General features: G+C 61.6%; 25 protein-coding genes. 11 read left to right on the top strand and 14 right to left on the bottom strand.

Going from position 1 to position 22,768, the window contains the following annotated elements; all coding sequences use genetic code 11:
- Positions 1–2: 2 nt before the first annotated feature.
- The 4 genes from BLT75_RS01485 (at position 3) to BLT75_RS01500 (ending at position 3,288) form a co-directional block, all read left to right on the top strand.
- Positions 3–950, top strand: coding sequence for an alpha/beta fold hydrolase (locus BLT75_RS01485; protein ID WP_093026972.1), 948 nt, complete (start codon positions 3–5; stop codon positions 948–950).
- A 54-nt stretch (positions 951–1,004) separates the two neighbouring features.
- Positions 1,005–1,874, top strand: a complete 870-nt coding sequence (gene ppk2, locus BLT75_RS01490) for a polyphosphate kinase 2 (protein WP_093026974.1) — start codon at positions 1,005–1,007, stop codon at positions 1,872–1,874.
- The gene (locus BLT75_RS01495; protein WP_093026976.1) at positions 1,867–2,478 is read left to right on the top strand and encodes a TetR/AcrR family transcriptional regulator; all 612 of its coding nucleotides are present in this window, start codon (positions 1,867–1,869) and stop codon (positions 2,476–2,478) included. Before ppk2 ends, BLT75_RS01495 begins: the two co-directional genes overlap by 8 nt.
- Before the next feature lie 66 nt (positions 2,479–2,544).
- On the top strand, positions 2,545–3,288 hold the full coding sequence (locus tag BLT75_RS01500; RefSeq protein ID WP_093026978.1) for an FkbM family methyltransferase: 744 nt from the start codon (positions 2,545–2,547) through the stop codon (positions 3,286–3,288).
- Between the two features lie 71 nt (positions 3,289–3,359).
- Here BLT75_RS01500 and rpsI read toward each other — a convergent pair whose 3' ends face one another.
- The 3 genes from rpsI to BLT75_RS01515 all read right to left on the bottom strand — a co-directional run bounded on the left by rpsI (position 3,360) and on the right by BLT75_RS01515 (position 5,873).
- Complete coding sequence (gene rpsI / locus BLT75_RS01505; RefSeq protein WP_093026980.1) at positions 3,360–3,842, bottom strand: 30S ribosomal protein S9; 483 nt, start codon at positions 3,840–3,842, stop codon at positions 3,360–3,362.
- Positions 3,843–3,847: 5 nt separating this feature from the next.
- Positions 3,848–4,306, bottom strand: a complete 459-nt coding sequence (gene rplM / locus BLT75_RS01510) for a 50S ribosomal protein L13 (RefSeq protein WP_093026982.1) — start codon at positions 4,304–4,306, stop codon at positions 3,848–3,850.
- A gap of 163 nt (positions 4,307–4,469) precedes the next feature.
- Complete coding sequence (locus tag BLT75_RS01515; RefSeq protein WP_093026984.1) at positions 4,470–5,873, bottom strand: aminotransferase-like domain-containing protein; 1,404 nt, start codon at positions 5,871–5,873, stop codon at positions 4,470–4,472.
- Between the two features lie 97 nt (positions 5,874–5,970).
- Between BLT75_RS01515 and BLT75_RS01520 the strand changes: the two genes are divergently transcribed.
- The gene (locus BLT75_RS01520) at positions 5,971–6,198 is read left to right on the top strand and encodes a DUF1127 domain-containing protein (protein ID WP_093026986.1); all 228 of its coding nucleotides are present in this window, start codon (positions 5,971–5,973) and stop codon (positions 6,196–6,198) included.
- 32 nt (positions 6,199–6,230) lie between these two features.
- On the opposite strand, the gene BLT75_RS01525 is transcribed toward BLT75_RS01520, so the two are convergent.
- Positions 6,231–6,704: a PaaI family thioesterase gene (locus BLT75_RS01525; protein WP_093026988.1), complete on the bottom strand. Its 474-nt coding sequence runs from the start codon at positions 6,702–6,704 to the stop codon at positions 6,231–6,233.
- 58 nt (positions 6,705–6,762) lie between these two features.
- Between BLT75_RS01525 and BLT75_RS01530 the strand changes: the two genes are divergently transcribed.
- The 4 genes from BLT75_RS01530 to gluQRS all read left to right on the top strand — a co-directional run bounded on the left by BLT75_RS01530 (position 6,763) and on the right by gluQRS (position 10,673).
- The gene (locus tag BLT75_RS01530) at positions 6,763–7,548 is read left to right on the top strand and encodes an enoyl-CoA hydratase (RefSeq protein ID WP_093026990.1); all 786 of its coding nucleotides are present in this window, start codon (positions 6,763–6,765) and stop codon (positions 7,546–7,548) included.
- Between the two features lie 294 nt (positions 7,549–7,842).
- Complete coding sequence (trmFO, locus tag BLT75_RS01535) at positions 7,843–9,183, top strand: methylenetetrahydrofolate--tRNA-(uracil(54)-C(5))-methyltransferase (FADH(2)-oxidizing) TrmFO (RefSeq protein WP_093026992.1); 1,341 nt, start codon at positions 7,843–7,845, stop codon at positions 9,181–9,183.
- Between the two features lie 36 nt (positions 9,184–9,219).
- A complete protein-coding gene (locus BLT75_RS01540) occupies positions 9,220–9,834 on the top strand; it encodes a class I SAM-dependent DNA methyltransferase (protein ID WP_093026994.1) in 615 nt (204 codons plus the stop codon).
- Positions 9,831–10,673: a tRNA glutamyl-Q(34) synthetase GluQRS gene (gene gluQRS, locus BLT75_RS01545; RefSeq protein WP_093026996.1), complete on the top strand. Its 843-nt coding sequence runs from the start codon at positions 9,831–9,833 to the stop codon at positions 10,671–10,673. The genes BLT75_RS01540 and gluQRS overlap by 4 nt, the downstream gene beginning before the upstream one ends.
- A gap of 2 nt (positions 10,674–10,675) precedes the next feature.
- On the opposite strand, the gene hisI is transcribed toward gluQRS, so the two are convergent.
- Entirely contained in the window at positions 10,676–11,035 is a 360-nt protein-coding gene (gene hisI, locus BLT75_RS01550; protein WP_093026998.1) for a phosphoribosyl-AMP cyclohydrolase, read from the bottom strand.
- 67 nt (positions 11,036–11,102) lie between these two features.
- On the opposite strand from hisI, the gene BLT75_RS01555 reads away from it, so the two are divergent.
- On the top strand, positions 11,103–11,555 hold the full coding sequence (locus BLT75_RS01555) for an iron-sulfur cluster assembly scaffold protein (protein ID WP_093027000.1): 453 nt from the start codon (positions 11,103–11,105) through the stop codon (positions 11,553–11,555).
- Between the two features lie 500 nt (positions 11,556–12,055).
- On the opposite strand, the gene recG is transcribed toward BLT75_RS01555, so the two are convergent.
- The 4 genes from recG to sciP all read right to left on the bottom strand — a co-directional run bounded on the left by recG (position 12,056) and on the right by sciP (position 17,603).
- Positions 12,056–14,146, bottom strand: a complete 2,091-nt coding sequence (gene recG, locus BLT75_RS01560) for an ATP-dependent DNA helicase RecG (RefSeq protein ID WP_093027002.1) — start codon at positions 14,144–14,146, stop codon at positions 12,056–12,058.
- Positions 14,143–16,362, bottom strand: coding sequence for an NAD-dependent DNA ligase LigA (gene ligA / locus BLT75_RS01565; RefSeq protein ID WP_093027327.1), 2,220 nt, complete (start codon positions 16,360–16,362; stop codon positions 14,143–14,145). The genes recG and ligA overlap by 4 nt, the downstream gene beginning before the upstream one ends.
- A 148-nt stretch (positions 16,363–16,510) precedes the next feature.
- The gene (gene ctrA, locus BLT75_RS01570) at positions 16,511–17,227 is read right to left on the bottom strand and encodes a response regulator transcription factor CtrA (protein ID WP_093027004.1); all 717 of its coding nucleotides are present in this window, start codon (positions 17,225–17,227) and stop codon (positions 16,511–16,513) included.
- Positions 17,228–17,324: 97 nt separating this feature from the next.
- A complete protein-coding gene (sciP, locus tag BLT75_RS01575) occupies positions 17,325–17,603 on the bottom strand; it encodes a CtrA inhibitor SciP (protein ID WP_093027005.1) in 279 nt (92 codons plus the stop codon).
- 130 nt (positions 17,604–17,733) lie between these two features.
- On the opposite strand from sciP, the gene mnmA reads away from it, so the two are divergent.
- Positions 17,734–18,879 (top strand): tRNA 2-thiouridine(34) synthase MnmA, encoded by a 1,146-nt coding sequence (gene mnmA / locus BLT75_RS01580; RefSeq protein WP_093027007.1) that lies wholly within the window; start codon positions 17,734–17,736, stop codon positions 18,877–18,879.
- A gap of 9 nt (positions 18,880–18,888) precedes the next feature.
- Here mnmA and lpxB read toward each other — a convergent pair whose 3' ends face one another.
- From lpxB to BLT75_RS01605, 5 genes are all read right to left on the bottom strand, one after another.
- The gene (gene lpxB / locus BLT75_RS01585; RefSeq protein ID WP_093027009.1) at positions 18,889–20,046 is read right to left on the bottom strand and encodes a lipid-A-disaccharide synthase; all 1,158 of its coding nucleotides are present in this window, start codon (positions 20,044–20,046) and stop codon (positions 18,889–18,891) included.
- Entirely contained in the window at positions 20,046–20,840 is a 795-nt protein-coding gene (locus BLT75_RS01590; RefSeq protein ID WP_093027011.1) for an LpxI family protein, read from the bottom strand. The genes lpxB and BLT75_RS01590 overlap by 1 nt, the downstream gene beginning before the upstream one ends.
- Before the next feature lie 3 nt (positions 20,841–20,843).
- Entirely contained in the window at positions 20,844–21,629 is a 786-nt protein-coding gene (gene lpxA / locus BLT75_RS01595) for an acyl-ACP--UDP-N-acetylglucosamine O-acyltransferase (protein ID WP_093027013.1), read from the bottom strand.
- A complete protein-coding gene (fabZ, locus tag BLT75_RS01600; protein WP_093027015.1) occupies positions 21,626–22,099 on the bottom strand; it encodes a 3-hydroxyacyl-ACP dehydratase FabZ in 474 nt (157 codons plus the stop codon). Before fabZ ends, lpxA begins: the two co-directional genes overlap by 4 nt.
- Before the next feature lie 79 nt (positions 22,100–22,178).
- Positions 22,179–22,766 carry an OmpH/Skp family outer membrane protein gene (locus tag BLT75_RS01605; RefSeq protein WP_245706300.1) on the bottom strand — a complete coding sequence of 196 codons (588 nt, stop codon included), beginning with the start codon at positions 22,764–22,766 and terminating at the stop codon, positions 22,179–22,181.
- Positions 22,767–22,768 lie beyond the last annotated feature (2 nt).

A 22,768-nucleotide genomic window follows, 5' to 3' on the forward strand; every position in this document is an offset into this window, starting at 1 on the left:
CGGTGTGGATCATCCTGGCAATCGGCCTGGCTGTTGCGGCCTTTTGGATGTTTACCCTTTGGCGCGCAGCACGGCACGAAGCACGTGCCGAGGCCTCTCACCCGCCGCGCGGGCAATTCGTCGAGATCGACGGGTTACGCATTCACGCCGAGGTAATGGGCAACGGGCCGGACCTCGTGATGATCCACGGCTCGAACGGCAATACACGCGACCTGACCTATGCATTGGCGCCATTACTGGCACGGCAGTTTCGCGTCATCCTCTTCGACCGCCCAGGGTTGGGCTTTTCCGACCCGCTGCCGAAGCCCTCGGCAGGAATTGCCCATCAGGCCGCGGCCATGATGCAGGCGGCGCGGGAACTTGGCGCGGATCGTCCGATGGTGCTTGGCCACAGCTACGGTGGCGCGGTGGCGCTTGCTTGGGCGGTCCACCATCCCGAGGCCATCTCGGGTCTCATTGCCGTTTCCGCCGCCTCAAACCCCTGGACAACGCCGCTTGATCCGCTCTACCGCGTCACCTCGTCGCCGATTGGCGCCGCCATCGCGGTGCCGCTGATCACCGCCTATGTGCCTGACTCGTACGTCATCAGATCGCTCCAAGAAGTGTTCGCCCCGCAACCCGAACCACCTGACTATGCCGCCCATTTCGGCCCGGGGTTATCGCTGCGGCGCAGTTCGTTGCGCGCCAACGCCTGGCACCGGGCCATTCTGCTGGATGAAATCCGGGCCCTGCATCGGCGCTATGGCGAGATCGCGGTTCCGACCGAGATCGTGCATGGCACCGCCGATGACACGGTCAATTTCGACCTGCATTCGGTTTCGCTGTCCCGCCAGATCCCTGCGGCGCAACTGCGCGCGCTTGCCGGCATCGGACACATGCCCCACCATGTCGCCTCCGAAGAGGTCGCCGCCGCCGTCCTGCGCGCGGCCCAGCGTGCGGGTTTGCGTTGAGCCTCGGATGCTTACATAGTGACGGCAAGTCAACCAGATCAAGGACCGAAGCGGATGACAAAGACTCAGGCCGGCCAGATCACCCGCTATTTTCAGGACCGGGCGCCAAAGTCGATCCGCGAGGCGATCGAGGCGGCGGGCAAGGATGATATCCTCAGCGATACCTATCCCTATGACGAGCAGATGTCGTCAAAGGACTACGACAAGGCAATGGAAGCGCTGCAAATCGAACTGGTCAAGATGCAGGCCTGGGTCAAGGAAAGCGGCGCGCGCATTGCCATCGTCTTCGAAGGCCGGGACGCCGCGGGCAAGGGTGGAACGATCAGCCGGTTCCGCCAGAACCTGAACCCGCGCGGCGCGCGCGTGGTGGCGCTGGGAAAGCCGACCGAAGCCGAGCGCACGCAATGGTATTTCCAGCGCTACATCCAGCACCTGCCCGCAGCCGGCGAGATCGTGTTCTTTGACCGAAGCTGGTACAATCGCGGCGTGGTCGAACATGTATTCGGCTGGTGCACGCCCCAAGAGCGCGAGCATTTCTTTCGACAGGCGCTGCCCTTCGAACATGCTTTGATCGAAGACGGGATTCACCTGTTCAAGTTCTGGCTCAACGTGGGGCGCGCCGAACAGTTGCACCGGTTTCTCGCTCGCGAGAACGATCCTCTCAAGAGTTGGAAGCTGAGCCCGGTCGATGTCGCCGGTCTGGACAAGTGGGATGAGTATACCGGCGCCATTTCTGAAACCCTGACGCGAAGCCATTCCAAACGCTCACCCTGGACGGTCGTGCGCTCGGACGACAAGAAACGCGCCCGCATCGCGGCCATCCAGACGGTTCTGTCGACCATCGACTACGACGACAAGGATACCAAGGCGCTGGGCCGGATCGACAGCGCTATTTGCGGCGGCCCGGACATCTGGGATGCGTAAGCAGGGTTACCATCACGGCAATTTGCGCCAGGCGTTGATCGACGCCGCGCTGGAACTGATCCGTGAAAAGGGGCCGACGGGTTTCACCCTGTCCGAGGCCGCAAAGACCGCCGGTGTCACCCCGGCGGCAGTCTATCGTCATTTCGACGGGCGCGAGGACCTGATCGCCGAAGCCGCCCGCCAGGGCTTCGAGATGTTCGCGGACCTGATGCAATATGCCTATGACAAGGGCCAGCCCTCGGCGATGGCTGCGTTCGAGGCAACCGGCCGCGCGTATCTCGCCTTTGCCCGCAAACATCCCGGCCATTACATCGCGATGTTCGAAAGCGGGGTGTCGCTGAACCGCACACCGGAACTTGCCGCTGCGGCGAACCGGGCCAAGGCCGTATTGGAACAGGCCGCAACCGACCTGGGCAAGCATATCCCGCCCGACCGGCGCCCGCCCGCGTCAATGGTGTCCGCCCATATCTGGGCCATGAGCCATGGCGTGGTTGAACTGTTTGCCAGAAACACCGGCGCCGCTTCACCTTTTTCGCCGGAGGACCTGCTTGAAACCGGGGTCGGCATCTATTTGCGCGGGTTGGGACTGATCGCCCCAGACTGACAAAGTCTCTTGCCTGCACCTGTCCGGATCGGTACCCAGAAGCGGCAACTTCGGAGTAACGACCTCGTGAGCCACCTGATTTCGAACACTACCCTTGTCCGCCGCGATCGCCTGAAGCAATTGCAGCAACGCGAAAAGTCATGGTTCGACCTGGAGTTCCTCAAGGCTATGGATCCTGACGACAGGAACCGCTGCATCGATCTCCTCGATCAGTCGAAATCGCAGCTGCGACAGGATCTGTTCGCCCTGTGCAGGAACGGGTTCAAGACCGGCGGCTTTTTCGTCGAGTTCGGTGCGACCGATGGCGTCGAGCTCAATAACTCCTACCTTCTGGAAACCCGGTTTGGCTGGTCCGGCATTCTGGCCGAACCGGCCCGCGGGTGGCACGATGCGCTCAAGGCAAACAGGAAATGCACCGTGGAAACCCGCTGTGTCTGGCACACCACGGGCGAAACGCTGGCCTTTACCGAGGCGCCGCGCGGCGAGAACTCGGGCATTTCGACTTTCGTGAAATCCTCGCGCCGGATTCGCGGGCAGAATTACAAGGTTGAAACAATCTCGCTGGTCGATCTGCTGGAAATACACCAGGCCCCCGCGCATATCGACTATATCTCGATCGACACCGAGGGCAGCGAGTTCGACATCCTGAACGCCTTCGACTTCGATCGCTGGACATTCGGGGTGATGACGGTGGAACACAACCACGCCCCCCAGCGCGAAGACATTCATGCCCTGCTGACCGGCAGGGGATACCGTCGCGTTCTGGAAGACATATCGCGGTTCGACGATTGGTATATACGCGAGGAGTGAGCCCCGCCCACCTGCGCCCGAAATGAAAAAGGCCGCGCAAAGCGCGGCCTTTTCTGTTCTGGGTCCGAAACTTAGCGCTTCGAGAACTGGAACGAACGGCGGGCTTTGCGCTTGCCGTATTTCTTGCGTTCCACGACGCGGCTGTCGCGGGTCAGGAAGCCGGCGGTCTTGAGCGCGCCGCGCAGGCTCGGGTCATAGAGTTGCAGCGCCTTCGAGATGCCGTGCTTGACCGCACCGGCCTGACCGGTCAGGCCACCGCCCTTCACGGTCGCCATCACGTCGAACTGGCCTTCGACGCCAGCCACCTGGAACGGCTGGCGCAGGATCAGCTGCAGAACGGGGCGGGCGAAATACACGTCCTGGTCCTTGCCATTGACGATGACCTTGCCCGAACCCGGCTTGATCCAGACGCGGGCAACCGCGTCCTTCCGCTTGCCGGTGGCATAGGAGCGGCCCAGCTCGTCGCGAACGGGTTCGCGCGGTTCGTCGGCAGCCAGTGTTTCGAGGCCTGCGACGGCGCCCAGCTCTTCGAGAGTATTGATCTGATCAGCCATCGGTTTCAGCTCCGGGTGTTTTTCTTGTTCATGGACTTGACGTCCAGAACTTCGGGGGCCTGAGCTTCATGCGGGTGCTCGGTCCCGGCATAGATACGCAGGTTGGTCATCTGCTGACGCGACAGGCGGTTGCCCGGCAGCATGCGCTTGACGGCCTGATAGACCACGCGCTCGGGGTGGGCACCCTCGAGGATCTGCTGCTTGGTGCGCGACTTGATGCCGCCCGGGTGGCCGGTGTGCCAGTAGAAGTGCTCTTCGCGCTTCTTGCCGGTCATCTGCACCTTGTCGGCATTGATGACGATAACGTTGTCGCCCATGTCCATGTGCGGGGTGAACGACGGCTTGTGCTTGCCACGCAGGCGCATGGCAACGATCGAGGCAAGACGGCCCAGAACGACGCCCTCGGCGTCGATCAGTATCCACTTCTTGTCGATGTCTGCAGGTGTTGCAGAAAAGGTTTTCATGGCAGGATGGTCCTGTTTGATGTGACAGACCGACCGCTAGCGGCCGGCCCTTATCCGATGGGCGGTTTCTAGTGATTGCCAGATACCGCGTCAAGCGAACAGGTTCAGTATTAATCATTGATTTTCAATGACTTGCAAAATAGGTATTAAAATACCCCACAATTCAGACGCTGATCTGCTCCGGCGGATTGTCCAGTAGCCCCCGCAGGCGCTGCATGGCATCCTCGAAGCTTTCCAAGGATACATGCGCATTGACGGCAATGCGTATCGCATTGGGTGCACGCCCGTCACGCAGCGCGAATTCGTCCGCCGAGCGGACCTGGACGCCGGCGCGTTCCGCCGCACGGGTAAAGGCGGCCGAGCGCCAGCCCGAGGGCAGACGCAGCCAGACAAAGGGCACGTCCGGATCCCACACCAGATCGAATGCCCCAAGCGTGTTGACCGCGACACGAACATATTCGGACATACGCTTGCGAACGTCCAATGCCAACTGTCGCGCCCGGGGATCCGAGAGCAACAGCCGCGTCAGTTCCGCCAGAGGCTGTGCCAGACCAAAATACCCGTATTCAGCCGACCGACGCAGCCGTGCCGCCTGCCCCGCCGGTGCAATCGCAAAGCCGACCCGCAAGGCAGGTGTAAGCGATTTCGAGATCGACGACACATGCCAGCCCCGTTCCGGCGCAAGCGCCCGATAGCTGGGCGCGCGCGGCTGACCGATGCGATAACAATCGTCTTCGATGATCTGGAGGCCATGCTTGCGCGCCACCTCGACCACCTCTTTCCGGCGCTCCAGTGGGGCATGGCTGCCGGTCGGGTTCTGCACCTCAGGCGATACGCAAACGGCCTGCGCCGGAGCCTGGCGCGCGGCAAGATCAAGTGACCTGGGGTCGATACCCCATTTGTCCATGCGGATGCCCACCACCTCGGCCCGCATCAACTCGGCAGCACGGCGGAACCCTGCGTAAGACAGATCTTCGACGAAGACCACCGGCTTGGGGCCGGAAAAGATGCTCTGGAACACCACACAGAGCCCGTTCTGACCGCCATGGGTCAGAACGATATCATCCGGGGCCAGCGGGCCAAGCGGCAGATTCGCCAGCCACTCGGCCACGGCCTTGCGCACCCCGGCATAGGCATCGCGCGTCGGATAGTTGAGGAACATGGCCGGATCGCCCCGCGCGATTTTCGCCAGGCATTCGCGAATCAAGGCCACCTGGCCCACGTCTGCCAGCCTGGGGCTGAAGAGGCTGACGTGGTGGTCGTCCTGCTCTTCGAGCCGGTACAATTGTCGCGACCACACGTCATCCAGAACCGGACGCTTGGGTTCCGCCACGAATGTACCACGCCCAACTTCGGCCGACAAAAGCCCCTCATCCGTCAGGATCGAATAAGCGCGCGCCACCGTGCCCGGCGTAATGCTCAGCTTGTAGGCAAGATCACGCACCGGGGGCAGCTTTGCCCCAACCTCAAGACTTTTGTTTGCGATGGCTTTTCTGATGGCATCGGCAACAAGAGTGTATTTCGGCCCCTTGGCTGAAGGAAGAGAGTCCGGCCAAATTGTACCCATTACAATCTTTCCTTTGATCTCATATCACCTTCAAATGTACCAACTGTGTATCAAGATTATCCAATTTGTGTCAATACAATCGAAAAGGACCACTGTCATGACACGCGCAATGCCCTCGCCCGCCCTGATGCTGCTGAACGCCAGCCCCCGGCTGCCGCTGATCGCTGCTCTGGCCGTGGGATTTGCCGCGACCGTGACCAAGTGGGAGCAACGTCGGCGCACCCGCCTGAATCTCGGGCGGCTGGACGATCGTCTTTTGCAGAACGTCGGCCTCACCCGCAGCCAGATGCGCCATGAGACCGCCCGCATGTTCTGGCAGGGCTGAATCGAATTCCCCAGTCCCTTGATGGGACCTCTTCACTGGCCGGGGCTCGCCCCGGCCATTTTTTGTGAAAATGCCGCCGCGGCGCTGCCGGCCGGAGGAATGGAATAGGTCATCGTCGCCCGCGCCACCGGCTTGCCCGACCCCTGCGAAAACATCAGCACATCGCCCACCGCAAGTGTCTTGCCCAGTTTCAACAGACGGCATTCGGCGACGATCTGCGCACCACCTTCGGGCTTGCGCATGAAATCCATCGAACAGTTTGTGGTCACGGCCAGCGCCTGACGTCCCAGCCGTGCCAATACCATCGCGTAGACGCAGACATCGGCCAGGGCGAACATCGAAGGCCCCGATACTGTGCCGCCGGGACGAAGATGACGCTCGGCAGTCAAGAGCCGCATGGTCACCGTGTCCTCGGTCAGCTCATCTATGGCGAAATCCTCGCGCACCTGGGGAAATACCTCGGCCAGATATTGCGACAATTCCCCCTGATTCAACGCCAATGTCATGCTTTCCCTCCTCGACATCCGAGCCTAGAGTTGCCCCGAGTTTGCAGCGGAGGGCAAGATGACAATTCTGGAACGTCACGACACGGGCGCGGTGGCGCAACTGATCATGAATGCACCGGAACGGCTCAACGCGCTCAGCGACGAGATGCTCGCTGCGCTTCAGGCCGAGTTTGACAGCCTGCGCGGCGACCGGACCATCCGGGCCGTCATCCTTTCGGGCGCCGGCAAGGCGTTCTGCGCGGGCCACGACCTGAAGCAGATGACCGCGGGCAGGCAGGCTCCGGATGGCGGCAAGGCGTATTTCAAGGATCTGTTCGACCGCTGCGCGCGAATGATGATGTCGGTCCAGTCGCTGCCGCAACCCGTTATCGCCCAGGTCCACGGCATCGCCACCGCCGCAGGCTGCCAGCTGGTCGCTACCTGTGACATGGCCGTCGCGGCCGAAGGCACCAGGTTTGGAGTGAACGGTGTCAATATCGGCCTGTTCTGTTCGACGCCCATGGTCGCGCTCAGCCGCAATATCCCGCGCAAGCAGGCGTTCGAAATGCTAACGACCGGCCGGTTCATTGAAGCCGAGCGCGCCGCCGAGCTTGGACTGGTCAATCATGTGGTGCCCGTCGAACGTCTCGCGGACGAGACCCGCGCACTGGCCGAAACCGTCGCAGGCAAACTTGGCGCCGCCGTGCGTATCGGCAAGGAAGCCTTCTACCGCCAGCAGATGTTGCCGCTGGACCAGGCCTATGCGTATACCGGCGATGTCATGGTCGAGAACATGCTCTATCGCGACACCGAGGAAGGCATCGCCGCCTTTATCGAGAAGCGCCCCCCCGATTGGAGCCAATAGACGGATCATGTGATCAATAGTGTGGAATTGTTTCCAAACGAGCACTTTTAATTTGGGCAACACTGTGGCAAAGCTTTGGCAAGGCCTATGCCTTTCTGACTTTTGGGTCGCCGTGGGCGGAAGGTCCCTCCAGCCGGACTCTCTCACCGGCGCCGACATTCCCGCAGCGGCGACCCCAAAATTCCCGGATCAAAAGAACTTCCTCCCGCCAATATTGAGGGCCGGTCCGGCATTTCCTATTGTTGGCCACCTGCACCATTGCGCCACCCCGCGCCCTGCCCTATTTGGCGTCCCATGACAGACAGATTGCATATCGTGGGCGGCGGCATGGCCGGGTCCGAGGCCGCCTGGCAGGCGGCGGAAATGGGCGTAGACGTGGTGATCCACGAAATGCGGCCAAAAATCGGCACTTTTGCCCATCAGACTGGCAACCTGGCCGAGATGGTTTGTTCGAACTCCTTCCGGTCCGACGATGACGAACAGAATGCGGTTGGCCTGCTGCATTGGGAAATGCGGGCGGCCGGCGGTTTGATCATGGCCGCCGCAGATGCCCATCGCCTGCCGGCCGGCGGAGCGCTGGCGGTGGATCGCGATCCCTTTGCAGAAACGGTAACCGCCAGGTTGCGCGAACACCCGCACATCTCCGTCACCGAAGAAGAGGTCACCGGGCTACCGCAAGAGGGCCACTGGATTTTCGCGACCGGCCCGCTCACCTCTCCCACCCTTGGCGAGGCGATCCGGCGCGAGACCGGGGCCGATTCGCTGGCTTTTTTCGACGCCATTGCGCCGATCGTCTATGCCGACACCATCGACATGAGCCGCGCCTGGCTGCAATCGCGCTATGACAAGGGCGACACCGAAGAGGAACGAACCGCCTACATCAACTGCCCGATGGACAAGGACCAGTACGAAGCGTTCATCGACGCGCTGCTGGCGGCCGAGAAAACCGAGTTCCATGAAGGTGAGACCGCAACCTATTTCGACGGATGCCTGCCAATAGAGGTGATGGCGGAACGCGGGCGCGAAACCCTACGCCACGGCCCGATGAAACCGGTGGGTCTGACCAACCCGCACCAGCCCGAAGTCAAGCCGCATGCCGTTGTACAACTGCGCCGCGACAATGCCCTTGGCACACTCTACAATATCGTGGGCTTTCAGACCAAGATGAAGTATGGTGCACAAACTTCTGTTTTCCGGATGATACCGGGATTGGAAGAGGCCGGTTTCGCGCGTCTGGGCGGCATTCACCGCAATACTTTCATCAATTCGCCAACGCTTCTGGATGAACAGATGAGACTCAGGTCCCGCCCGAATATCCGCTTTGCAGGCCAGATCACAGGGGTCGAGGGTTACGTCGAAAGCGCGGCGATGGGGCTGCTTGCCGGGCGTCTCGCCGCCGCCGAGATGCAAGGTCGCAGCCTGCCCCGGGTACCGCAGGACAGCGCCATGGGCGCATTGATCCACCACATAACCGGTGGTGCCGACGCAAGGACCTTTCAGCCGATGAACGTCAACTTCGGACTGTTTCGTCCCGTGGACGGGCTGAAAGGCGGGCGCAGGGGACGCAAGGATCGCTACAAGGCTTATACAGACCGTGCCAAAGAGGCGTGGAGCGCCTGGCTGGCAAACTCCTGACTGGACGGAAATCGCGGCCTGTGTCTAACATCCGGCATGATCCTGCGGTTTCTCAAATCCACCTACTCTCTGTCCTCTCCAAAGGATACGCAGGCCCATTATGACAAATGGGCCGGAAGCTATGACGAGGAACTGACCGAAAACGGCTATGCGACGCCGGACAGGCTGGCGCTTGCCTTGTGGGAAATACGCCCGGACGGCCAGATGCCGGTTCTCGATTTCGGCTGCGGCACCGGTCTGTCAGGTCTCGCCTTGCGCAGAGCAGGATTCCAGGTACTTGACGGAATGGACCCGACACCGGGAATGCTGGAAGCCGCACAGGACAAGGGCATCTATCGAACCTTGAGCGGCTTTGACATCACGGCCGCACCGCCGATCCCACAGGGCGCTTATCGCGCCATCACGGCAATCGGTGTCATCGGACAGGGCGCCGCGCCTCCCGAGACAATCGACCATTTGCTGCGGGCCTTGCCCAAGGGGGGCGTACTGGGATTCTCGCTGAACGACATTGCGCTGGCCGACCGCGCCTATATCGGTCGCCTGAACGATTGGCTGGACATGGGCGCGGCGCGATTGCTGGCGCGCAACTCGGGCCCGCACCTGCCGGGTATCGACCTGAACTCTGACATCTTCATCGTTGAAAAAGCGTGACTTTCACCACCCGATTTGCGCCGTCTCCAACCGGACCATTGCACCTTGGACATGCATATTCGGCGCTCCTGGCGCATGACCTGACCCGAGCCTCGGGCGGGCGTTTTCTACTGAGGATCGACGATATCGACCAGTCCCGCGCCCGGCCGCAATGGGAGGCGCAGTTGCAGGACGATCTGCACTGGCTGGGCATTTCCTGGGACGCGCCGCCGCGCCGCCAATCGGAACATTTCAAGGACTATTCCGACGCGCTCGACAAGTTGCGCGCGGTCGGGCTGATTTTCGAGTGCCAATGTACCCGCCGCGATATCGAGACTGCGGCAAATGCCCCGCAAGAAGGTGTGCCGGAATTCGGCCCCGACGGACGGATCTATCCTGGCACCTGCCGCGAGCTTGGCTTGCCGCCCGCGGCCACGACCTGCAGCCGCTTGAACATCGCCCGTGCCTGTGCGGCCGGACTTCCGGCGGAGTTCTCCGAAACCGGCCCCCGTCATCTCGGACTTCACAAGCTTGCGGCTGGGGACCTGCTTCAGTCGGTGGGCGACGTCGTGTTGTCCCGGCGTGAAATGGCCGCCTCCTATCACCTGTCCGTCGTCATCGACGATGCCGCCTGCGGCGTCACCCATGTCATCCGGGGTGAAGACCTGTTCGAAGCAACCCGCATCCACGTGCTTCTGCAATCGCTGCTGGGCCTGCCCACGCCAGTCTATCACCATCACGCCCTGATCCGCGACGAACAGGGAAAACGGCTCGCCAAACGCGACGATGCCCGTGCAATATCAACTTTTCGCGCGCAAGGGGCCACGCCACAGGATATCCGCCGGATGGTCGGGCTCTGACCTCAGCCTTCGGGCTGCATCAGTTCCACTTCTGCACCTTCGCGCACCGCGGTGTAGAAACAGCTGCGTCGGTTCGTGTGACACGCCGGACCAGTCTGGCGCACCATGACCAGCAGGCAATCCCGGTCGCAATCGACCCGCAGGTCGACGAGTTCCTGGACATGCCCCGAGCTTTCGCCCTTGATCCAGAAGCTCTGCCGCGACCGCGACCAATAGGTCACCCGACCGCTGGCCAGTGTGCGCGCCACGGCCTCGGCATTCATCCAGGCCATCATCAGCACGTCGCTGGTCACCGCGTCCTGCGCAATGGCCGGGATCAGGCCATTTGCATCGTACTTTAGTGTCGAAGGGTCAAAGGACATGATCAAAAACCTTTTGCATCCAGTTTGTCGGCCACTATGTATGGGGAACAGCCCAAGAGGGAAAGCCATGTCCACGGAAACCGATCTGATCAAGCTTTATTCGGGCCGCATCCTGGCCTTGGCAGCCGATATTCCACATCTCGACCGGCTGGACAGCCCGGATGCAACAGCCAAGAAACGCTCGCCACTTTGCGGCTCGACCGTGACGGTGGATGTAACGATGCACGACGGTCGCATTACCGAGTTCGGGCAGGATGTAAAGGCATGTGCGCTGGGGCAGGCATCTGCCGCTGTGGTTGGCGGCGCGGTCATCGGGGCAACACGCGCCCAGGTCGAAAAAGCGCGGGATCAGTTGAAGGCCATGCTCAAGGAAAACGGGCCTGTACCCGATGCCCCGTTTGACGGTCTGGAAGTTCTGATGCCGGCACGCGACTACAAGAACCGGCATGCCTCGATCCTGCTGGCGCTCGAAGCGACGCTCGAAGCGATGGAACAGGCAGAGCGCGCAAACTGCGCCTAAAGGTGCCGGTATTCTTGCGGAAAAGCCCGAAATACCCCTGTCCCGCTTGCAAAATTCCTGAACACCCAATGACATCTCGAAAAAACCGCCGCACCTTCGGGCATGAAGGGCGGCGGCAAGTCATGCGTTTCTCGCAGGGGATCCGGCAGTTCTACGCCTTGGGCCGAGGCTGGCCCAGGGAAGGGTCTTTGGACAGGCAGGTCACCCTTGCATCGAATGGGACAGGATGCGCAGCACGCCGGAACGAGATCGCAGGCAGAAAAGGTTAATACGCGCCCGGCATGTGAAGCGCGACCAGCAGAATGACCAAGAGCGAGGCCGCACCGATCGCGTCCTGCAAAAGTGTGTCCTGGGAACGGGACAGAACTATCTTGATCTGGGTCATCATCGGTTCACCTCCGGGTCATCGGTTAATCCTTTGTTGACCTTTTGTTCTCATTTTTCCGCGACTCGATCAAGAACTTTTTGAGAACATTTGTGAACTTTTGCGAATTCCACGCCTATCCAACTGAAATCAAACGAATTGCCTGATCCTGTTTCATCAGCCAGAGCAGCATTCGCGCCGCCTTGCCTCGCGCACCGTCAAGAGCGGGGTCGGCGGCAAGCAGCGCGCGCGCATCCGTCTGCGCCAGAGCCATGAGCGCTGCCTGCCGCTCAAGATCCGCAATGCGGAACCTGGGCAGGCCCGATTGTGCGGTGCCGATCAGATCGCCCGCGCCACGCATTTCCAGATCGGTCTCGGCAATGCGGAACCCGTCCTCGGTTTCGCGCAAAACTTCCAGCCTGCGCCGTCCGCCTTCGGTCAGGGGGGGCTGGTACATCAGCAGACAGGTGGATTGCGCCTCGCCCCGACCCACTCGGCCCCGCAACTGGTGCAGTTGCGCCAGGCCGAAGATCTCGGCTCTTTCGATCACCATGATCGTGGCGTTTGGCACGTTCACGCCCACCTCGATCACGGTTGTCGCCACCAGCACCTTGGTCTGACCGGACTGGAACCCGGCCATGGCCGAATCCTTGTCCGCAGGCGGCATCTGCCCGTGCACCAGGCCCACGATCCCCTCGCCCAGCACGGCGCGCAAACGCTTGAACCGTTCCTCGGCAGCGATGAGGTCGCTCACCTCGGATTCGTCTACCAGCGGGCAGACCCAATAGCATTGCCGCCCCTCGGCGATCGCCTTGCGCAGATGGTCGATCACCTCGTCCAGTCGTTGTGTACTGACGATTGCGGTTCGGATCGGCTTGCGGCCTGGCGGCTTCTCATCCAGCACCGACACATCCATATCGCCATATTGCGCCAGGGCCAGGCTTCGCGGGATCGGGGTCGCCGTCATGACCAGCACATCGGCGCCGACACCTTTTTCCGCTAGTTCCATGCGCTGACGCACCCCGAACCGATGCTGTTCGTCGATGATCGCCAGGCGCAGATCGTAAAATGCCACATCCGGCTGGAACACTGCATGTGTCCCGACCAGGATCTGGATATCGCCGCGACCCAGCGCGTCGAGCTTTGCCTGCCGTTCCGCCCCCTTGTCGCGTCCGGTCAGCAGTTCCAGCACGACGCCGGCCTCCTCGGCCAGGGGCTGCAACCCTTCGAGATGCTGGCGGGCAAGGATTTCGGTCGGGGCCATCATGACACCCTGCCCGCCTGCCTCGACCGCGACCAGCAGCGCCATGAACGCAACCAGGGTCTTGCCCGCTCCGACATCGCCCTGCAACAGCCGGTTCATCCGTGCGGGTGCGGCCATGTCGGCGGCAATCTCCTCGATCGCGCGCGCCTGCGCATCTGTCGGCCGATACGGCAGGCTGGACAGGACTCTGGACTGCAACTTGCCGGTCGCAACGCTGGAAATCCCACGGGCCTTGCGTTCGCGCCGTCGGGCAAGCGCCAGCGTCAGCTGATGTGCGAACAATTCGTCATAGGCCAACCGGACCCGCGCGGGCGCGGTCATCGCCACGTCGTCAAGCCCATGCGGCCCATGCGCCGAACGGACCGCCGTGCCCCAATCGGGCCAAGCTTCGCGCCGGACAAGCGCCGGGTCGCTCCATTCCGGCAAATCCGGCAGCCGCGCGAGGGCACTCTGCACCGCCTTGTAGGCAATTTTCTGCGTCAGCCCCTGAGTCAGCGGATAGACCGGCTCGAACTCCGGGATCTCGGCCGCCTCGGCAACCGGCAAGATATGATCGGGGTGCACCATATTGGCCATGCCGTCGAACAATTCGACCTTGCCGGACACCACCCTGCGCGCACCTTCGGGCAGCACCTTCTTCAAGTAGTCCCCGCGCGCGTGAAAGAACACGAGCTGGAAATCGGTCTGGGCATCCTCGACAAAGATCCTGTAGGCACCGCCACGCCCCCGGGGCGGCCGGTGCGCGCCGACCGTGATCTCGACCGTCAGCGTAGCGGGCAGATCGGCCCCCCGGATCGTGTCCCGACGGCGCCGGTCCACGACCCCATAAGGCAACGTGAACAAGAGATCGCGCGGCGTTTCGACATCGAGATGCCCGAGAAGCTGGGCCGTCTTGGGACCAACACCCTCCAGCGTTTCCAACCCCGCAAAAAGCGGGAAAAGCTGCTCCGGTCGTCCGCTCATAGATCCCCGATCAGCCGCAGCCAACCGTCTTCGTCCAGTGTTTCTATCCCCAGGTCCGCCGCCTTTTTCGCCTTGGAGCCGGCACCCGGCCCGGCGACAAGCAGGTCGGTCCTGGCACTGACCGATCCCGCGACCTTGGCGCCCAATGCCTCGGCCCTTGCCTTGGCCTCGGCCCGCGTCATCTTTTCCAAAGTGCCGGTGAACACGACCGTCTTGCCCGCGACCGGGCTGTCCTGCGTCGGCAATTCTGGGGGCACGATCGTCAACTTGGCCACCAGCCTGTCAAAGGCCGCCCGCTCTTCGGGATTGGCCAGGGCATCTGACAGCGACAGGCCCAGCGTGGCGCCGATGCCATCGATCCCTATCAGATCCTCCCAGGCGGCTGCGGCCTCGGGTGAAACATTGCAGGCCGCGACAGCGGCTGCGCGCGTATCGGTGATGCGCGCCCGGCGGCCCTCTGTCATGGCCGCGATCCGCTCGGCCTCTTCGGCCTCGTCCGCGGCACGATGGGCAAGCGCCGCGGGGCGGGCCGCGTCGATCGCGCGCTCCAATGACTGCCAATCGCGGTAGTGCAGCGCCAGATCCTTGGCGCCGACCTCGCCGACATGGCGGATCCCCAAAGCAAAGATAAGACGGGCCAGCGCGATATTGCGCCGTTCATCGATCGCGTCGAACAGGTTTGCAGCGGATTTTTCGCCCCAGCCTTCGCGGTTTTTCAGCTGCTGCAACCCTTCTCCATACCTGCTGCGAAGCTCGAATATATCGGCCGGCTCGCGAATCCAGCCATCGGCGTGGAACTGTTCTACCTGCTTGGCTCCAAGCCCCTCGATGTCAAAGGCGGCCCGGCTCACGAAATGTTTCAGCTTTTCGACGACTTGGGCGGGACAAATCACCCCGCCGGTACAACGGCGCACAGCATCCCCATCCTCTCGAACAGCCGGGCTGCCACAGTCCGGGCAGGTATCGGGAAAGACATAGGGTTCTGCACCATCGGGCCGTTTCGACAGATCGACATCGGCGATTTTCGGAATGACGTCTCCCGCGCGATACACCTGCACCCAGTCGCCGACGCGGATATCCTTGCCGTCACGGATGGTCTGTCCGCGCGCATCCAGCCCGGCAATGTAATCCTCGTTGTGAAGGGTGGCGTTCGAAACCACCACCCCGCCCACCGTCACGGGCGCAAGACGCGCCACGGGGCTGAGCGCCCCTGTACGCCCAACCTGAATGTCGATCGCCTCGAGCCGGGTCCAGGCCAATTCGGCGGGGAACTTGTGCGCGATTGCCCATCTCGGCGTGTTCGACCGGAACCCCAGCCGCGCCTGCAAGGCCAGATCATCGACCTTGTACACGACTCCGTCGATGTCATAGCCCAGTGTCGCCCGCTGGGCCTCGATCCTGCGGTAATGCGCGATCATTTCGGCAGGGCCGGTACACCGGCGGGTCAGGGGGTTGGTCTGGAACCCGAAATCGTGCAGCCGTTCGATTGCCTCCATCTGGGTTGCTGCAAGAGAGTGGGAAAGTTCGCCCCAGGAATAGGCAAAAAACCGGAGCGGACGCTCTCGTGTGATCGACGGATCAAGTTGGCGCAGCGATCCGGCTGCGGCGTTTCTTGGATTCGCGAAGGTCTTGCCGCCCGTCTCTTGCTGGCGCGCATTGAGCGCCGCAAAATCGGCATGACTCATGTAGACCTCTCCGCGCACCTCGAGAACCTGAGGGGCACCTTCGACCCGTTGCGGAATATCCGCAATAGTGCGGGCATTGGCGGTCACGTTTTCACCAGTTTCTCCGTCGCCACGGGTGGCAGCCTGCACCAGAGTGCCATCGACATATCGCAAGGACAGCGACAGGCCATCGATCTTTGGCTCGGCGGTATAGGCAAGCGGCTCTGCGTCCGAAAACCCCAGATACTTGCGGATCGAACGGTCGAAATCTGCGATTTCCACATCGTCGAACGCATTGCCCAGTGACATCATGCGCATGGCGTGCACGACCTTGGCAAACCCTTCGCCCGGTCGCGCACCGACCTGGTCAGACGGGCTGTCATCGCGCTTCAGATGCGGGAATCGCCGTTCGATCTCCTCGTTTCGCCTTTTCAGCGCGTCGTACTCGGCGTCAGAGATCTCGGGCGCGTCCTGAGTGTGATAGGCGAGGTTCGCCTGGGAAATGACGATCGCAAGGCGGGCCAGTTCCGCAGCCGCCTCCTTTTCGCTCATTGTTTCCACCGGAAGAATTTCTGCCATGGCCTCGCCCTGCCCCCTTGGTCTTTCGACCAGTGATAGGGCGAGGCCTTGGTCAGGTCCAGAGACTGTCTGTGTGAGTGGTGGCGCCGCGCTGGACCCGCGACGGTATCAGCAGGCGTCTTCAGGCGTTGGCCGCAATCCGGGTTTCGGGATCCTCCACCGACTTGGGATCGCGCAGAACGTACCCCCGCCCCCAGACGGTTTCGATGAAATTTGCTCCATCCGTTGCATTGCTGAGTTTCTTGCGCAACTTGCAGATAAAGACGTCGATAATCTTCAGTTCCGGTTCGTCCATTCCACCGTAAAGGTGGTTCAGGAACATTTCCTTGGTCAAGGTCGTGCCTTTGCGCAGGCTGAGAAGCTCGAGCATCTGATACTCCTTCCCGGTCAGATGCACGGCCTGCCCGCCCACCTCCACCGTTTTCGCGTCAAGGTTCACCGCTATCGGGCCTGTCCGGATGATCGACTGCGAATGCCCCTTGGAACGGCGAATGATTGCGTGGATGCGCGCGATCAGTTCGTCCCGATGAAACGGTTTGGTGAGGTAATCATCAGCACCGAATCCGAAACCCTTGATTTTGCTTTCAGTGTCATCAACCCCCGAGAGGATGAGTATCGGCGTCTCTATCCGGGCCAAGCGCAACTGGCGCAGGACTTCGTGCCCATTCATATCTGGCAGGTTGATATCCAGAAGGATCAAATCGTAGTCATAGAGTTTCGCAAGGTCGATGCCTTCTTCACCCAGGTCTGTCGCGTAGACATTCAGGTTTGCATGCGTAAGCATCAACTCGATGCTTTTCGACGTCGTCGAGTCATCTTCTACCAGAAGGATGCGCATCTTTATTCTCCGCCTTCGATCCGTTCAAATTTGAAATCAAATCTGCCGAACAAAGGTTAACTCTACGTTACCAATAATTTATCCTGCCACAATCAACTTATAGTTGTCGATATTTTTTTAGGGCGGTCACTTTCAACGCATCCTTCCCGTGCTCTGCGAAGGCTGAAACCCAGCTGTTGAACTCCTCGTCGCTGAGCCCGTAGATTCTTTTTGCATCGACCATGGGAATCAGCCCGTACAAGACCCCCCGGACGACCGCGATTTTACGCGAGGCAACCCAGCGGCGGGTCTCGGGCGGGGGCAGATCCGCCCGTGTCATAATGGAACCATCCGGCAGGGTTACCGATCGGGGGCCTTCAACCTTTCGCAAGAACATCACCTATCCCTTCCTCTGACAAAGGAACTCTGGTGGCAGCCTACTTAATGCGGGATGAAACCGCCTCTTGAGAGTATTTCGTATTTTCCTATATTCTGCCGGTCTTCCTTGATCTTCAGGAGTTGCCCGCATGGCGCTGGACCATGAAATACCGCTGAACTCGCTCGGCTTTGCCAAGCCTCCCTCGGAAACGCGAGTGGTCGTCGCCATGTCGGGTGGTGTCGACAGTTCTGTGGTAGCAGCCTATCTGGCGGATCAGGGCTATGATGTCGTGGGCGTAACCTTGCAGCTTTACGATCACGGCGCGGCGCTGGCGAAGAAAGGCGCCTGCTGCGCCGGCATCGACATCCACGATGCCCGCCGCGTCGCCGAAGAGCGCGGTTTCCCCCACTACGTTCTCGACTACGAGAACATCTTCAAGGATGCGGTGATCGACGAGTTCGCCGACAGCTATCTGGCGGGCGCCACCCCGGTGCCCTGCATCCGCTGCAACGAGCGGGTGAAGTTCAAGGACCTGCTGGAAACGGCCCGCGATCTCGAGGCCGACTGCATGGCCACCGGTCATTACATCCAGCGCAAGATGGGTCCGAACGGGCCCGAGTTGCATTGTGCCGAGGACTCGACGCGCGACCAGTCCTATTTCCTGTTCTCAACCACCCCGGAACAGCTCGATTACCTGCGTTTTCCGCTGGGCCATCTGCCGTCCAAGGATGCCACCCGCGAAATGGCGGCCCAATATGGCCTGGCCGTGGCCGACAAGCCCGACAGCCAGGACATTTGCTTCGTTCCCAATGGCAATTATGCCAGCGTGATCGAGAAACTGCGCCCCGGTGCGGCCGAACCGGGTGAGATCGTGCATGCCGACGGCCGCGTTCTGGGCAGCCACGAGGGTGTCATCCATTACACGATCGGCCAGCGGCGCGGCCTGGGCATCGGGGGCCTCAGCGATCCGCTCTACGTGGTGCGCCTGGACGTGGACAAGAAACAGGTCGTCGTCGGCCCCAAGGAGATGCTGGCCACCCGCACCATCCCGGTGCGTGAAATCAACTGGCTTGGCGATGTGCCCTTCACATCGCGCCCCGAATGGCGCCTGTCGGTCAAGGTCCGTTCGACCCGCCCCCCGCGCGAGGCCATCGTGCGGCCGATCAGCGAGACCGAGGCCGAGGTGGAATTGCTGACCCCCGAAGAGGGCGTCTCGCCCGGACAGGCCTGCGTGTTCTATGCCAGCGAAGGCAGCCGCATCTTTGGCGGTGGCTGGATCTGGCGGGGGTACTGAGCCCGCCGGTCAGGCCCGGAGACGGCGCAGCACGGCCCGCGCCGCCCGAAGACCCGGAGGCTCGCCGCCCCGCCCCAGGCGCTCCATCGTCAGGGCCATTGCCTGATCCTGTGCGTGCGGGGCGCGACGCACGTCGCTCAGGCAGGCCGCAATCGCCTCGGGCGTACAGCCCGGCCCCAGGCATTCCGGCACGACCCGCGTTTCGCTGACCAGATTGACCAGCGTCACGGTATCGACCTTGACCAGTCGTTCCGCCATCTTCTGAGTCAGCCAGTTCAGCTTGTAGGCGATCACCATCGGCGTGCCCGCTGCCGCCAGTTCCAGCGATACCGTCCCCGATGCAGCCAAGGCCAGTTCTGCCGCCGCAAAAGCCGCACGCTTGCGGCTTGCGGCAAGTTCGGCCTGCAATCCACGCGCATCCACCAGCACCGGCGCACCGGGCCAATGCGCCACATGGTCCGCAACCAGATCGGCCACATGCGGAACCACCGGAACAACGACGCGCATATCCTTGTTATCATGAAAGAACATCTTCAACGCGGCCCCGAAGATGGGCGCCAGCCGTTCTACTTCCCCTCGGCGTGAACCAGGAAGAACCAGCAACAGCGGTGCGCCGCCCAGGCCGGATGCCGCGCGGAACTCGGCAATTTCTGCGAGAGTCGCCTGTGGCTCCCCCACCACCGGATGACCGACAAAATCGCACTCCATCCCGGCCCGTTCCATATAGGGCGGCTCGAACGGCAAGAGCGCCAGCACATGGTCGATGACCTTTGCCATCTTGTCTGCCCGACCCGGCCGCCAGGCCCAGACACTGGGCGCGACGTAATGCACTGTCCGGATATCGCTGGCCGCCTTGACCCGCCTGGCCACCCGCAGACTGAAATCGGGGCTGTCGATCGTGATCAGAACATCGGGCCGCATCTCCAGAACCGCCCGGGCGGTCTCTTCGATCCGGCGCTTAAGATGAAAGTATTTAGGCAGAACCTCGACCAGCCCCATGATGCTGAGTTCGGACATTGGAAAGCGACTGCGCAATCCCTGGGCCTCCATCGCGGGGCCGCCGATACCTTCGAACACCGCCTCCGGACGGAGCGTCCGGAGCCCCTCCATCAACGCGCCCCCCAGCCGATCACCCGAAGGTTCCCCCGCCAGGATGAACACGCGCATCAGGACGCCCGTTCCAGCACGGTCAGGAACAGCCCGAGCCGGTCGCATTCGGCAATCACCCGGTCGCGGTCCAGAACGATCACGCCACCCGCCTCGATGGCAATACCCGACAGGCCGGCGGCCACGGCCGCCGTCACTGTATCAGGTCCTATGGTGGGCATATCCGCCCGCCGATCCTGACCCAGTTTCGGCGCCTTGTAGAGCACACCGCCACCGGCATCCGGGCGCTGGGTCAGGCTTTGCAGCATCCAGTCGGTGCCAAAGACGGTTTCGATGGCCAGCGCCTGGCCCTTGTAGACAACGCAGGCCTGCCCGACATCCGTCGGCGCCAGCGCCATGATGATGTCAGCGGCACGTGCGGCATCCTTTTGGTCCGCATCCGAGGGCTTGGCGGCGGTGGCGCAGCCCGGTTGCAGCAGCAGATCAGGTGCGATCTCATGCGCGGCCCGCACGGTCAGACCCGAATGCTCCAGCACACTCATCACGGCACGCAAAGCCCCATCATCACCTGCCATCAGCGCTTTTTGAAAGACGGGAACCAATGGAAAGGTTGCAGCGTCGATTTTCGACGGGTCGATCTGCGGTCGGCGGATCACTCCGGCAAGGCAAACTTCGCTGATCCCACGCTGTTTCAGTGTGGCAATCAGCGTTCCCATGGTTTCCAGGCGAAACGACAAGTCGATGTCCAGACCATCTGGTTCGAAGCCTTCAAGGGCGCAAACCAATGGCGGCTCTGCCGAGGCCGCAGCAATGGCACTCGGCAATGCGCCTTGCCCGCAAAGCAGCGCGATCATTTCTCAGGCTCCGGGTGTCAGGAAAGAACGGTCGCTGTGGGCACGCACGAAATCGACGATTTCGCAGACATAGGCGTTATCTGTGCCTTCGGCCACACGGTCGACCCGTTCCAGAAAAGTACCGTCGCCTTCGGAGAGTTCCTTGAATGCAGCCCGCAGCGCCGAGATATCAGCGCGCGGCAAACCGGCGCGTTTGAGCCCGACCAGGTTGAGCCCTGCCAGAACGCCGCTATCGGAATTGACCAGGCCATAGGGGATCACGTCATGCGTGACCTTGGCCAGGCCGCCGATGATCGCGCCACGACCGACACGGACCCATTGATGAACCCCGGCCAGGCCGCCGACAATAACATCGTCTTCCAGCACCACATGTCCGGCGATGGCCACGTTGTTGACCACGATCACCCTGTCGCCGACCTGGGCGTCATGGGCGATGTGGCAGCCCGCCATGAACAGGCCATCATTGCCGATGCGCGTGACACCGCCGCCACCGGCTGTTCCGGTATTGATCGTGACATGTTCCCGGATGCGGTTGCGCGCCCCGATTTCGAGCCGGGTTTCCTCGCCTCCGAATTTCTTGTCCTGAGGGATTTCACCGACGACTGCGAAATTGAAGATCACGGTATCTTCGCCGATCGTCGTGTTTCCTGTCAGGACAACATGGCTTTTCAACTCCACCCGATCGCCCAGGACGACATTCGGACCGACCCAGCAAAAGGGACCGATCACGCAATCCCGACCGATCTGCGCCCCCTCTTCGATGACCGCGCTGGGGTGGATGCGGCTCATTTGCTTTTTTCCCCGGTCAGATCGACATATGCAGAGAATTCCGCTTCGGCGGCAACCTCGCCATCGACTGTTGCGACGCCCCTGAACTTGAAGATCTTTCCGCCCATCTTGCCGCGCAGCGTCTCGACATGCATCTTCATCACATCGCCCGGAACCACCTTTCGGCGGAACTTGCAGTTGTCGATGTTCATGAAATAGATCAGCAATTCGCTGTCGATGATGTTCATGCCGACGCCCAGCATCACGCCGGCGGTCTGCGCCATCGCCTCGATGATGGTCACGCCCGGCATGATCGGCGTTCCGGGAAAATGTCCCTGGAAATGCGGCTCGTTCATGGTCACGTTCTTGATTCCCACGGACGAAGAGTAGCCGTTGATCTCGACAACCTTATCCACCAGCAGGAACGGGTAGCGATGCGGAAGGATCCGCTGGATCAGTTGAATGTCGGCACTCTTGGTCTCGGAGCTCATAAGGCGCATGTCCTGTGTTCGGAAGTGATGATCTGGAATTAACAATACTGACAGACAACGGCAAGCATAGCCATTTGGGTCAATTGTTGCCTTCCCTGCGCAGGGCACTGCCATCGCCGATCGCCTCGTCAATACGGCTGATCGCCAATGCGGTGACATCGGTCGAATCCAGGCTGAAAAAGACGATGGAGCGGTCAAGAATGACACTGGCGCCGGTATCACGCATCAGCCCCCCCAGAATGGGGCGGGCCAACTCGACAAAAGCGACGCGGGCCTCGTCGCCGCGCCGCTCCAGAGCCTCTCTCTTGGCCTCCTGGTTTTCGCGATGCGACTGCACCTTACGGTCAAAGGCTTCGGCAAGGATCCGGAACGCGTCAGGTTCCATACTCGCCCTTCGTTCGGTCAGTTCCTGCTCTTCGCGGCTGAGTTCTGCCACGATGCGTTCATTTTCCGCTGCAAGCAGGGCGCCTTCCGCCTCCAATTCGTCGATCACCCGACGCCCGTAGGCCGATTTGGCGAACAGGATCTCACCGGAAATGGTCAGCACCTCCTGACGCGGAAACCCAAGCTGCTGCGCAGTCAAGGGCCTCATGGGTACTGACAGCATGAGCACGGCAAGCACGAGACCGAGGCTGGCAGATCCCCACCCTGAGCCCGCGCGCCGCATTC

It is taken from the genome of Ruegeria marina (assembly GCF_900101475.1).
In the GTDB taxonomy this organism is placed as follows: domain Bacteria; phylum Pseudomonadota; class Alphaproteobacteria; order Rhodobacterales; family Rhodobacteraceae; genus Ruegeria_B; species Ruegeria_B marina.

Bases quoted from the DNA above. Each gene is read 5' to 3' on its own strand.
- lpxA (WP_093027013.1), bottom strand. From the start codon at position 21,629: ATGAGCCGCATCCACCCCAGCGCGGTCATCGAAGAGGGGGCGCAGATC.
- fabZ (WP_093027015.1), bottom strand. From the start codon at position 22,099: ATGAGCTCCGAGACCAAGAGTGCCGACATTCAACTGATCCAGCGGATC.
- mnmA (WP_093027007.1), top strand. From the start codon at position 17,734: ATGGCGCTGGACCATGAAATACCGCTGAACTCGCTCGGCTTTGCCAAG.
- trmFO (WP_093026992.1), top strand. From the start codon at position 7,843: ATGACAGACAGATTGCATATCGTGGGCGGCGGCATGGCCGGGTCCGAG.
- rplM (WP_093026982.1), bottom strand. From the start codon at position 4,306: ATGAAAACCTTTTCTGCAACACCTGCAGACATCGACAAGAAGTGGATA.
- ctrA (WP_093027004.1), bottom strand. From the start codon at position 17,227: ATGCGCATCCTTCTGGTAGAAGATGACTCGACGACGTCGAAAAGCATC.
- BLT75_RS01495 (WP_093026976.1), top strand. From the start codon at position 1,867: ATGCGTAAGCAGGGTTACCATCACGGCAATTTGCGCCAGGCGTTGATC.
- BLT75_RS01525 (WP_093026988.1), bottom strand. From the start codon at position 6,704: ATGACATTGGCGTTGAATCAGGGGGAATTGTCGCAATATCTGGCCGAG.
- BLT75_RS01530 (WP_093026990.1), top strand. From the start codon at position 6,763: ATGACAATTCTGGAACGTCACGACACGGGCGCGGTGGCGCAACTGATC.
- BLT75_RS01590 (WP_093027011.1), bottom strand. From the start codon at position 20,840: ATGATCGCGCTGCTTTGCGGGCAAGGCGCATTGCCGAGTGCCATTGCT.
- lpxB (WP_093027009.1), bottom strand. From the start codon at position 20,046: ATGCGCGTGTTCATCCTGGCGGGGGAACCTTCGGGTGATCGGCTGGGG.
- BLT75_RS01555 (WP_093027000.1), top strand. From the start codon at position 11,103: ATGTCCACGGAAACCGATCTGATCAAGCTTTATTCGGGCCGCATCCTG.
- BLT75_RS01520 (WP_093026986.1), top strand. From the start codon at position 5,971: ATGACACGCGCAATGCCCTCGCCCGCCCTGATGCTGCTGAACGCCAGC.
- hisI (WP_093026998.1), bottom strand. From the start codon at position 11,035: ATGTCCTTTGACCCTTCGACACTAAAGTACGATGCAAATGGCCTGATC.
- sciP (WP_093027005.1), bottom strand. From the start codon at position 17,603: ATGTTCTTGCGAAAGGTTGAAGGCCCCCGATCGGTAACCCTGCCGGAT.
- BLT75_RS01515 (WP_093026984.1), bottom strand. From the start codon at position 5,873: ATGGGTACAATTTGGCCGGACTCTCTTCCTTCAGCCAAGGGGCCGAAA.
- ligA (WP_093027327.1), bottom strand. From the start codon at position 16,362: ATGAGCGAAAAGGAGGCGGCTGCGGAACTGGCCCGCCTTGCGATCGTC.
- BLT75_RS01540 (WP_093026994.1), top strand. From the start codon at position 9,220: ATGATCCTGCGGTTTCTCAAATCCACCTACTCTCTGTCCTCTCCAAAG.
- recG (WP_093027002.1), bottom strand. From the start codon at position 14,146: ATGAGCGGACGACCGGAGCAGCTTTTCCCGCTTTTTGCGGGGTTGGAA.
- BLT75_RS01605 (WP_245706300.1), bottom strand. From the start codon at position 22,766: ATGCGGCGCGCGGGCTCAGGGTGGGGATCTGCCAGCCTCGGTCTCGTG.
- ppk2 (WP_093026974.1), top strand. From the start codon at position 1,005: ATGACAAAGACTCAGGCCGGCCAGATCACCCGCTATTTTCAGGACCGG.
- rpsI (WP_093026980.1), bottom strand. From the start codon at position 3,842: ATGGCTGATCAGATCAATACTCTCGAAGAGCTGGGCGCCGTCGCAGGC.